This window comes from Pseudomonadota bacterium, from assembly GCA_026388215.1.
In the GTDB taxonomy this organism is placed as follows: domain Bacteria; phylum Desulfobacterota; class Syntrophorhabdia; order Syntrophorhabdales; family Syntrophorhabdaceae; genus JAPLKF01.
Window position 1 is genome coordinate 1 of the sequence record JAPLKF010000060.1, and the last position, 9,797, is coordinate 9,797.

Here is a 9,797-nt window from a genome sequence, read left to right on the forward strand (position 1 = left end):
TAAGGACACTCGGAAAAGATTACAGGTAAATCGAGTTTAGTTGCGAGTCTCAATAGTTCTTTCTCCTCCACATATGCAAGGGGTCTTATGATTGCGAGTTCGCCATCAAACATTTCCTGGTATGGTTTCATGGTCCCTATCTCACCCTGAAAGAATAGATTTAAAAGCATTGTCTCGACAATGTCGTCCAGATGATGGGCAAAGGCAATCTTCGTGCACCCGATTTCATGGGCAAGATTAAAGAGCGCCTTTCTCCTGTTCCAGCTGCACCAGAAACATCCAAATTTTTCTTCTTCCCCTTTCCATTCTTCTGATGGATGGGCAATGATATATGGGGTGGATTCTTCTTTAAAATATTCAATCAATATGTCCTTATTAACCCATTTGAAGCCCATATCAACGAAGCATGCGATGATTTCGTAATGTATAGGGACGAATTTTATCCTTTCCTTCATTATCTTTAAGAGAGAAAGGCTATCCTTGCCTCCCGAGACAGCAATCAGCACCTTATCCCCTTCCTTAAGCATCTTGTAATCCCAGATGGCCTTACCCACCTTTTTTGTTATGAAATATAAAAGACCATTTAAATTCATGCGATTGATTCTGCAAGCTTTCTGGCCTTTTCTTTGAAAGCCCTTTTTACCTCGCCTTTTTCCTGGCAGCCAGTTGCCTCGACGCTTCCAATATATGAGAGCTTTAACAGGTTAAAGGTCATTTTGAACATCTCTATGGCTGGTTTAAGTGTGCCCCTCTCTTCATCTCCGCATGTCATCAGGGTAATGGCCTTTTTCCCTTTTATTCTTGAATCGTAATTTTCGTCCATGAATGCTATCGACCTGTCTATGACAAGCTTCAGCTGACTTGATGGGGCAAACCAGTAGATGGGGGAGGCATATACGATGAGGTCTGATTCCATCATGTACTTTCTTATATCTTTCATGTCGTCATTGATTTTGCATACCCCCTTTTTTAAGCAGGCATAACAACCCTGGCATGGCCTGATGTTCATATCATTGAGATATAGCATTCTCACGCTGTGTCCTTTGCGTTTTATTATATCAGACAGGAGATTCACAAGTTGTATGGTGTTACCGTTTTTGCGTGGACTTCCAAAAAGTATGACCGTTTTCATTATAGCCCTCCTTGTTTTTTTAAACTTCCTTATTATAAGGATTTTTTCTCTAACGGGTCAAGTGGGTAAAAATCGATTGACAGATTTTAAGTCCCTTGCTATAGAAAAAATAAATACCCGTGGATTGAAAAGGAGCAATAACGAGCTTATAATGTAAGTATCAATTGTTATTTGTTTGGCTTATAAGTCTTACAAGCCTGTAGACCAATAAATTGGTTGAAAGGAGGGATAAGGAGAATGGATAACAAGCAGGAAAATAAAGGTTGGAGTCCATATCTCGCCGGTGCCCTGACTGGATTGCTGCTCGTGTTCTCTGTCTGGTTTACCGGGAAGTATGTTGGGGCATCAACTACCTTTGTTCGTACGGCAGGGCTTTTTGAAAAACAATTTAATACTGAACGTGTAAGCAAAATGGAATATTTCGTAAAGGAAATACCCAAAATTGACTGGCAGTGGATGTTTGTGGTGGGTATATTCTTTGGTTCACTTATTGCCTCAACAACCTCAAAAACCTTTCGCTGGCAGGCTACTCCTACTATGTGGGAAGGTCGCTTTGGTCCAAATAAGGCAAAACGGGCAATTGTAGCATTTATTGGTGGGGCTATAGCGATGTTTGGGGCAAGGCTTGCCGATGGGTGACCGAGTGGCCATGGGCTGAGCGGTTCGCTCCAGTTAGCAGTAAGTGGATATATTTCTTTGATATGTTTTTTTGTTGGTGGTCTTATTGTTGCCTATATCCTTTATAAAGGAGGTAACAAGACATGAGTGAACTCGTATACGGTTTTGTGACAGGGATAATATTCGGGTTCCTTTTACAAAAGGGACACGTGATTCGCTATGACAAACAACTTGGTGCATTACGTCTCATTGATATGACAATTGTGAAGTTTATGCTCTCTACGATTCTAATGGCAATGGTCGGGGTTTATCTCCTTAAGGACCTTGGTATTGCTAAACTTTCTGTAAAACCGACGATTTTAGGGGGGAATATTATTGGCGGCCTTATCTTTGGATTTGGCTGGGGGTTTCTCGGCTATTGTCCAGGGACATCACTTGGAGCATTGGGAGAAGGACGATGGGACGCAGCCTGGGGTATACTGGGGATGCTTACCGGTGCAGCAATTTTTGCAGAAGCCTTCCCTGTTCTAAAGAACTCAGTCCTCAAATGGGGAGTATACGGGAAAATCACAATACCGCAGATACTGGGGATAAACCACTGGATTATCATAGTTCTATTTGTCATAATCAGCATATTGCTGTTCAGGTGGTTTGAGAAGAAGGGGATGTAAACGAAGGACGATGGACGAAAAAAGAATTTGCGTCCATCGTGTTAGTTATCCCGCAAGGGCAGGAGAGCGATCGTCCTAATGAACGAAGTGAATGGTCGTCCATCTTAGAAAAAAACGGAGGAAAACATGGCGTTAAAAAGTGAAAGTGCATTAAAAAGGGCAATTGAGATGGAAATGGAAGGAAAGCAATTTTACCTGCAATCAGCGGAAAAGGTAAAAAGCAAGCTTGCAAAAAATGTGTTTAAGGAACTTGCAAAAGAAGAGGATTTTCATATCAAAACTATAAAAACGATATATGGCAACCTTAAAAAAGATAAACCATTTAAAGAGTGGGTTACCACCATTGGTTCATCGGGGAAACTCGGGAAGGTTTTCAATGGTTCCCTTGCAGAGAAGGCAAAGGCTTCTGAGGATGATTTAAAAGCCCTTCGTTTTGCCCTTGATCTGGAGGATAAGAGTACAAAATATTACGAAGGCCTTGCAGGGGAAACCAAGAACGCCTTTGAAAGACGCTTTTATTTGACCCTTTCCTATGAGGAGAAGGGACATTACTTAAAAATCATGGATTCTATAGAGTATTTAACTGACCCTGTAGGATGGCTTTATATAAAGCAGGGAAGCATGGTGGACGGAGGGTGAGAAACGGTTTGGAGTTATGAGCTAACAGTTTCGGAGTATTTTATAGCATAGTGCATGGAGCAGAGAGCTAAGAGCAGAGAGTTAAAAGCTTTAAAACTCTATGCTATATGCTTGTATTAGTTCATCCACTCTATTTCTACAATCTTCCCTGCTTTTTTAAATTCAGGGTCACCGGTGAGGATAGTTGCCTTTTCGGCAAGTGCAGTTGTAATGACAAAACAATCTATAAAAGATATTGAATATTTCGCTTTTAATCTTGATGCTTCAATAACCTGCTCGAAGCTGTTGTGTATCGTTTTTATGGGAAGACCTGGGAGCACAACCTCTAAAAAGTAATCAGCCTGTTCATACCCCCCTTGTCTTGCAATGATGTAATACGTTTCACCTACATTCAGCTCGTTCATCAGGATTACTTTATCAGATGAAGATAGTATGTCTTTAACCTTCAAAAATTTTCCTTCCTTCTTCAGGTATGCAAGGAGTGCGTAAGAATCAAGTAATATCTTTTTCTTCATGCTCAAGCTCCTTTTTCCGTTCGGTTAATAAGGCATCAGTGAGGGAAGGCCCCTTTTCAAAGACCCCGCAAAAAGCTTCAACAGGATTCTCAGGTAAAGGCATGAGTTCAACGCGGTCTTTGAGTTTTTTTAGAAGAATTTTTTGTTTTGGCTTTATTTTCAAGGCATCTCTTACATTTTTGGGAATTACCAATTGACCCTTTGATGACATTGTGAGCAAAGTCATTTTCTTACCTCCATTAGTATGTCTTACTTAAGTATAATTATCTTACTATAAACATTAAAGTAAGTAAAGAACTTATATAATATTTAAACGCTTAAAGAAAAAATCTGTTTTGATTTTAGGTTGTTTCTGTGTTTTGGTATTATGATATTATAGTGCAATTGTCAACGGTTCAAGGGATATAAAAATGTTGAATATCAAGGCGATACTCAAACGTGAGGATATAAGGAAGTTTGTTTCTGAGAGCTGGGCTCTCTGCTGGCCTATGACGCTTATCATGTTTTTTGAGTTTTTAATAGGCCTTACTGACATCTATATTGCGGGCAGGGTTGGTAAAGAGATACAGGCTACATATGGTTTTGTCATTCAGCTCTACTTTATTTTTGTCATCATAGGGAATGCCCTCTCAATAGGAACAGTTGCTGTTATCTCAAGGCTCTTCACATCGAATGACAGGGAAGAACTGGCTAAGGCGGTGTACTCCACAGTTATCACTACTGTTATAGCCGGTATAATATTTGGGATAGCCGGTATCATTTTTACTCCAGAAATTATAAGTATCGTGAATATCCCTCATCAATTAAAACCCTTTGCTGTTCTACTCGGAAGAATTTACGCCGCAGGACTACTGTTTCACTACATACTCATAAACAGTAACGGTATTCTAAGGGCTTGTAAAAAGGTAAGGAGCTCTTTGCAAACAATGGCTATCGTCTGTTTTTCTAATATAGGGCTTAACTTTTTTCTCGTGTTTCATACCCACCTCGGTTTTAGAGGGATTGCCATATCAACTGCCACAAGCGTCTTTATTGGAAGCATCCTCAACCTCTGGCGTATCAGGGTATTCATGTCGGGGGCTAAAAGGTTTTCTCTTTATCTTACGAAAAGCATCATAGGTATTGGCTGGCCTTCAGGGTTACTTCAGATTTTATGGCAGTTCCATTCGATGGTAATTTTTTTAATTTTGAGTGCCCTGCCGAAACACAATGTTGAGGTCCTTGCCGCCCTTTCCGTCGGTATTAGAATTGAATCGGCAATCTTTTTACCTGCTATCGCATTTAATATGGCGAATGCGGTAATAGTTGGAAACCTGTTAGGTGAAAAGAGAAAAGAGGATGCCTTTCGTGCCGGCATTATTACTGCCCTTATGGGTGCGATTATTGTTATTTTTCTGACAATCGTTGTAATTTTGAATGCAAGATGGATCGCCTCCTTCTTATCAACCAATGATGTTGTCATCGCTGAAAGCATCAAATATCTCTATATCAGTATGTTGAGTGAACCTTTTATGGCGTTGTGGGTTATTCTTGGTGGTGCCTTAAATGGTGCTGGCGATACAAGAGGTGTGATGGTTATTGTTGCCCTCAGTTTATGGCTGGTAAGGATACCTTTGAGTTATATTTTTGTGGTTGTTTTTGGGTTTGGTGCTGTTTCGGTCTGGTGGGTTATGAACCTCTCACAATTTCTAATGGCCTTATTCATGACAAGAAGATACCTGAAAAGGAAGTGGCTATAAAACCCGTAATTCGTAAATCGTGAGTCGTGAGACGTTTTGAAAATAAAGCAAATAATTTGAATAAGTTATGAAACTTAACTATTTACTAAGGACTTTTTTGACTAACCCCTGATCCCTATGCCCTAACCCCTGATTTTAGAAATTCACTTTGAACTTTACCCTCCACCCATTGTCGTGAGCTTCAAAAAGGGCATCCTCTTTACGTTCAACCTTTATACCCCTCCCGAGCAATATTTCTCCAAAGGGTGTGAGTCTGTATCCCAGGGAAACCTCTGCCTTATATTCATTCGGGGTAAGTTTCTTTAACCCTATAACATCGATATTATCAACCTTTGCTAATGTAATATACGCCTTGTTCTCTGAGTCTTCATTGTTTTTTGCCATGTAAGGCAGTGCCTTGTCTGTAAACTGGATACCATAGGTTGTTTTGGATTCCGATGAAGTTTTGCTATCAGATAGTGCCCTTACCTTTACATATCCACCTTGTTCAAGTTCCTTATGCTTATTGATAACCCCATTATCAGAACCGATATAATAAAAAGGCCCATATTTTTGGTAATATCTTGTGATGTCAGCCTGTTTTTCATTAGCAATAACCTCTTTGATCATTGCTGCTGCTTCATCGCGCGAAAGCTCACCGGCATTGGTATAGCCCGTAAGCATGCATATCATTGAAAGAATAATTAACAATATTTTTCCCATCACTTGCCACTCACCACTACTTTGACCACTCACCACTCACCACTACTTTGACCACTCATCACTCACCACTATCCACTCACTGTAAGTAATTATATCCTTAAGTTGAAAAAAAACAAAACATTTTGTATGCTTAAACCAGTCATGAAACAAATTACGTACTACAGTACAAATAATTTGAGTGAAAGGGTTAATTTTGAAACCGCCTTATTGAAGGGCATGGCTTCTCATTACGGGTTGTATATGGTTTCAAGGCATGACATCCCAAGGGTAGCTCCGGGCAAGGTGGCTGATATGCGGCACATGTCATACGGGGAGATTGCCTTTGAAGTTTTGTATCCTTTTCTTGCCCCTGAGATACCTAAAGAAAAATTGCGGCCCCTCCTTAAGGATGCGTATCAGGAAGATAAGATACCGACAAAGGTGCAGCATATTACAGGCAAGACCTACATAATGTGGTTAACACAAGGACCCACATACTCTTTTAAAGATTATGCAGCACGGTTTTTTGGAAGGGTACTAAATTATTTTCTCGGTGAGAAAGGTTTAAGAAAGGTAGTGGTAGTTGCAACAAGCGGTGATACTGGCGGCGCTGTGGCTGATGCATTATATGGTCTTGATAACATTGATAACATCGTGTTCTTCCCCAGAGGGTCAATCAGCGAGGGACAGAGAAGGCAGATGACCACCCTCGGGGACAATATATATGCCTTTGAGATAAATGGAGATTTTGATGTGTGCCAGGCACTGGCAAAAAATATCCTGGGTGACCAGAGATTCGCAGAAGAGGTGTTTGGGGACAGGGAAAGGTTTACGTCTGCAAACTCGATAAGCATAGGGAGGTTATTGCCGCAGGCAGTTTACCCTTTTTATGCCTATTCAAGGATTTCTGAACAAGGCGAGGGGTTTATAGCGAGCGTACCCTCTGGAAACTTTGGTAATATGATGGGGACGGTTATAGCGAAACAGATGGGCCTTCCGGTAACAAAAATTATATGCGGGGTCAATGAGAATACAGAATTTCCGGAGTTTCTCGAAAGCGGTGAATATGTTGTGAGACCATCAAAGAAGTCGCCCTCATCCGCTATGATAGTCTCACACCCGAGTAATCTGGCAAGATTGATAGACTTTTATGAAGGGCATATGTTTGATGAGAGGGACCCTGTTACGGGACAGGTTATCAGGCCAGGCACAATCGACAGGATGCCTGATATGGATGCAATGAGGAGAGATATCTTTTCAATTGGTATTACCAATCCTCAGCATTATGAGACGATGAAGGAAGTTTTTGATAAGTATGGAGTTATACTTGACCCCCATGGTGCTGTTGGATGGAAAACGCTGGAGATATATCTGAATGGACAACACAATCAACCTGCTGTAATCTATGAAACTGCTGACCCGGGCAAGTTTCCTATTGACGTTCAAAAGGCAATAGGGTTGACCCCTGAACCTCCTCCTAAGATGAAAAGGCAGGCAGGGCAAAAAGAACGAATTTACCATATTGAGGGCCAATCAGAACATACAAGCGAAGGGTTAAAGCTATGCGATGCACAGATTAAAGAGGCAGAAGAAAAGATAAAAGAGATATTTAAGTAAATGCGGTACACAAAGCTTTCCCAAATACTTCGGATAACAGGATTACTGGTATTGATCCTCACCCTTGTCCTCATGGTCTCTTGTATTTTATCGCAAGACCTCAAGAGGCTGAGCGCCGAGGAATTAAAAAAGATGATTGACGAGGGGTCAAAGATACTGATAGTTGACACAAGAGGTGAGTACGAATATAGACAGGGTCATATACCGGGCGCTATAAATATACCACAGGAGCAATTTGATAATATCGAGGCACTCATGCCGAAAGATAAAGACATGCAGATCGTGTTCTATTGTAGAGGGTTTGGTTGATACCCGAGTGTACGCGCTGCGGTCGCAGCGAAAAAGGCTGAATATACGAATGTTCAGGTATTTCTTGAAGGTTTTCCAGAGTGGGTCAACAAGGGATATGAAGTAGAAAAATTCTAATGGAAGACAAAGAATGTTGATACATTCGGAGTTTGGTCTGCCTGCCGAAGCATCGGCGCAGACAGGAGTTTGGAGTTGAAAACCATAAGCTATTTATTGATTTCAATGAGCTTGCTCTTAGTCCTATCTATTGTTTCATGTCAGAAAAAGGATGGAGGGGTAGGAGAGGAGAAGAGGCTTAAGATTATCGCAACCCTCTTCCCTCTTTACGATTTTACCAGGAATGTTGCCGGGGATAAAGCAGATATCAGTCTCTTTCTTCCTCCAGGTATAGAGGCACATAGCTTTGAACCGAAATTAGGGGATATCCTCAGAATAAATACAGCTGATTTATTCATCTATACGGGAAAATATATGGAGCCATGGGTAGAAAATATCCTGAAAGGGGTAGACAACAAGAGGCTTTTGATAATAGATTCAAGTAAGGGGATTACAATGCTAAGAGGGGCCGGTGGGGATAATTCTCGGCGTACACACAAGAATGAACATGGGAAAATAGACCCCCACATATGGCTTGACCTTTCCAATGCCCAGAAAATAGTGGACAATATCTGTGATGGATGCGTAAGAATGGACCCGGCTAATAAGGATTTTTATGTGAAGAACGCAGAGGGGTATAAAGCAAAACTCCTTGAGCTTGACAGGAGGTTTAAAAATACCCTTACCCATTGTAAGAAGGATATCTTTATACACGGGGGACATTTTGCGTTTGACTATCTTGCAAAAAGGTATAATTTGAAATATATTTCAGCATATCAGGGGTCTCCTGATGCGGAGCCCACGCCAAAACGTATGATTGAACTGAAAGAGAAGATGAAGGAATATGACATACATTACGTATACTACGAGGAACTGATAATGCCGAGGGTTGCCGAGGTTATCGCAAAGGAGACAGGGGCAACGCTAATGAGACTTCATGGTGCCCACAATATCAGTAAAGAAGATATGGATAAAGGGGTGACATTTGTGAATATAATGGAGGAGAACCTCAAAAACCTGAAGGCAGGGCTTCAATGTCAGTAGATGTTGTATCGGTTGATAGACTCTATTTTCAATATAACTCCTCAGAGGTTTTGGCAGATATTTCCTTTGGTTTGAAGGCCGGGGATTACCTCGGGCTTGTGGGGCCTAATGGTTCTGGAAAGACCACATTAATAAGACTTATCCTCGGACTTTCTAAACCCACGAGGGGGATCATCTACCTCTTTGGATATAACCCCCTAAACTTTAAAGACTGGCATAAAGTTGGTTACCTGCCACAGAAAATCCCTTCCTTTAATCCCCATTTCCCTGCCACTGTTAAGGAGGTTGTTGCCCTCGGGCTTCTTTCAAAAAAGGGGTTTCCGAAAAGGATTCGCAAATCCGATGATATGTCGATAAACAGAGCCTTAGATCTGATGGATATATTAAGCATTAAGAATGAGCTTATCGGTGAATTGTCTGGAGGACAGCAGCAGAGGGTTCTTATTGCAAAAGCGATGGTGAGTGAGCCGGAAATCTTAATACTCGATGAACCCACTACAGCCATTGACCCTGAGATAAGGGAGAAGTTTTTCAGTATTTTAAAGGGGATTAACCAGGTTAAAAAGGTAACGATTATTATTATTACCCATGATATAGGAACCATCGGGAAATATGCCTCGAAACTCCTCTATCTTGATAAAAAGGTTATTTTTTATGGGAGCTTTGAAGATTTTTGTGTATCTGATGATATGGCGAACTACTTTGGGGAGTTCTCTCAACATGTGATATGCCACAG

General features: G+C 41.1%; 13 protein-coding genes. 8 read left to right on the forward strand and 5 right to left on the reverse strand.

Annotated features, from left to right (window positions below; genetic code table 11):
• Positions 1 to 593, reverse strand: a 593-nt coding sequence (locus tag NTU69_04135; GenBank protein MCX5802714.1) for a tRNA 2-thiocytidine biosynthesis TtcA family protein, incomplete at its 3' end; no start/stop codon positions are given.
• Positions 590 to 1,132: a flavodoxin family protein gene (locus NTU69_04140; GenBank protein ID MCX5802715.1), complete on the reverse strand. Its 543-nt coding sequence runs from the start codon at positions 1,130 to 1,132 to the stop codon at positions 590 to 592. The genes NTU69_04135 and NTU69_04140, both read right to left, overlap by 4 nt.
• A gap of 237 nt (positions 1,133 to 1,369) precedes the next feature.
• On the opposite strand from NTU69_04140, the gene NTU69_04145 reads away from it, so the two are divergent.
• The 3 genes from NTU69_04145 to NTU69_04155 all read left to right on the forward strand — a co-directional run bounded on the left by NTU69_04145 (position 1,370) and on the right by NTU69_04155 (position 3,060).
• Positions 1,370 to 1,897: a YeeE/YedE thiosulfate transporter family protein gene (locus tag NTU69_04145; protein MCX5802716.1), complete on the forward strand. Its 528-nt coding sequence runs from the start codon at positions 1,370 to 1,372 to the stop codon at positions 1,895 to 1,897.
• Positions 1,894 to 2,421 (forward strand): YeeE/YedE thiosulfate transporter family protein, encoded by a 528-nt coding sequence (locus tag NTU69_04150; protein MCX5802717.1) that lies wholly within the window; start codon positions 1,894 to 1,896, stop codon positions 2,419 to 2,421. Before NTU69_04145 ends, NTU69_04150 begins: the two co-directional genes overlap by 4 nt.
• A gap of 126 nt (positions 2,422 to 2,547) precedes the next feature.
• Positions 2,548 to 3,060 (forward strand): ferritin family protein, encoded by a 513-nt coding sequence (locus NTU69_04155; protein MCX5802718.1) that lies wholly within the window; start codon positions 2,548 to 2,550, stop codon positions 3,058 to 3,060.
• Between the two features lie 116 nt (positions 3,061 to 3,176).
• On the opposite strand, the gene NTU69_04160 is transcribed toward NTU69_04155, so the two are convergent.
• Entirely contained in the window at positions 3,177 to 3,575 is a 399-nt protein-coding gene (locus NTU69_04160; protein ID MCX5802719.1) for a type II toxin-antitoxin system VapC family toxin, read from the reverse strand.
• Positions 3,553 to 3,801 carry an AbrB/MazE/SpoVT family DNA-binding domain-containing protein gene (locus NTU69_04165; GenBank protein ID MCX5802720.1) on the reverse strand — a complete coding sequence of 83 codons (249 nt, stop codon included), beginning with the start codon at positions 3,799 to 3,801 and terminating at the stop codon, positions 3,553 to 3,555. Before NTU69_04165 ends, NTU69_04160 begins: the two co-directional genes overlap by 23 nt.
• Before the next feature lie 184 nt (positions 3,802 to 3,985).
• On the opposite strand from NTU69_04165, the gene NTU69_04170 reads away from it, so the two are divergent.
• A complete protein-coding gene (locus tag NTU69_04170) occupies positions 3,986 to 5,314 on the forward strand; it encodes an MATE family efflux transporter (GenBank protein ID MCX5802721.1) in 1,329 nt (442 codons plus the stop codon).
• A 135-nt stretch (positions 5,315 to 5,449) separates the two neighbouring features.
• Here the strand turns inward: NTU69_04170 and NTU69_04175 are convergent, their stop codons facing one another.
• The gene (locus NTU69_04175; protein MCX5802722.1) at positions 5,450 to 6,016 is read right to left on the reverse strand and encodes a hypothetical protein; all 567 of its coding nucleotides are present in this window, start codon (positions 6,014 to 6,016) and stop codon (positions 5,450 to 5,452) included.
• 141 nt (positions 6,017 to 6,157) lie between these two features.
• Here NTU69_04175 and thrC point away from each other — a divergent pair, with 141 nt between their 5' ends.
• The 4 genes from thrC to NTU69_04195 form a co-directional block, all read left to right on the forward strand.
• A complete protein-coding gene (gene thrC, locus NTU69_04180; protein MCX5802723.1) occupies positions 6,158 to 7,612 on the forward strand; it encodes a threonine synthase in 1,455 nt (484 codons plus the stop codon).
• A complete protein-coding gene (locus NTU69_04185; protein ID MCX5802724.1) occupies positions 7,613 to 7,921 on the forward strand; it encodes a rhodanese-like domain-containing protein in 309 nt (102 codons plus the stop codon).
• 222 nt (positions 7,922 to 8,143) lie between these two features.
• A complete protein-coding gene (locus NTU69_04190; protein ID MCX5802725.1) occupies positions 8,144 to 9,061 on the forward strand; it encodes a metal ABC transporter substrate-binding protein in 918 nt (305 codons plus the stop codon).
• The coding region (locus NTU69_04195; protein ID MCX5802726.1) for an ABC transporter ATP-binding protein at positions 9,052 to 9,797 on the forward strand (746 nt) is incomplete at its 3' end. The genes NTU69_04190 and NTU69_04195, both read left to right, overlap by 10 nt.

What these genes read in the sequence shown, in the direction of transcription:
- NTU69_04140 (MCX5802715.1), bottom strand. Translation starts at nt 1,132, where the DNA reads ATGAAAACGGTCATACTTTTTGGAAGTCCACGCAAAAACGGTAACACC.
- NTU69_04150 (MCX5802717.1), top strand. Translation starts at nt 1,894, where the DNA reads ATGAGTGAACTCGTATACGGTTTTGTGACAGGGATAATATTCGGGTTC.
- NTU69_04155 (MCX5802718.1), top strand. Translation starts at nt 2,548, where the DNA reads ATGGCGTTAAAAAGTGAAAGTGCATTAAAAAGGGCAATTGAGATGGAA.
- NTU69_04160 (MCX5802719.1), bottom strand. Translation starts at nt 3,575, where the DNA reads ATGAAGAAAAAGATATTACTTGATTCTTACGCACTCCTTGCATACCTG.
- NTU69_04165 (MCX5802720.1), bottom strand. Translation starts at nt 3,801, where the DNA reads ATGACTTTGCTCACAATGTCATCAAAGGGTCAATTGGTAATTCCCAAA.
- NTU69_04170 (MCX5802721.1), top strand. Translation starts at nt 3,986, where the DNA reads ATGTTGAATATCAAGGCGATACTCAAACGTGAGGATATAAGGAAGTTT.
- NTU69_04175 (MCX5802722.1), bottom strand. Translation starts at nt 6,016, where the DNA reads ATGGGAAAAATATTGTTAATTATTCTTTCAATGATATGCATGCTTACG.
- thrC (MCX5802723.1), top strand. Translation starts at nt 6,158, where the DNA reads ATGAAACAAATTACGTACTACAGTACAAATAATTTGAGTGAAAGGGTT.
- NTU69_04185 (MCX5802724.1), top strand. Translation starts at nt 7,613, where the DNA reads ATGCGGTACACAAAGCTTTCCCAAATACTTCGGATAACAGGATTACTG.
- NTU69_04190 (MCX5802725.1), top strand. Translation starts at nt 8,144, where the DNA reads ATGAGCTTGCTCTTAGTCCTATCTATTGTTTCATGTCAGAAAAAGGAT.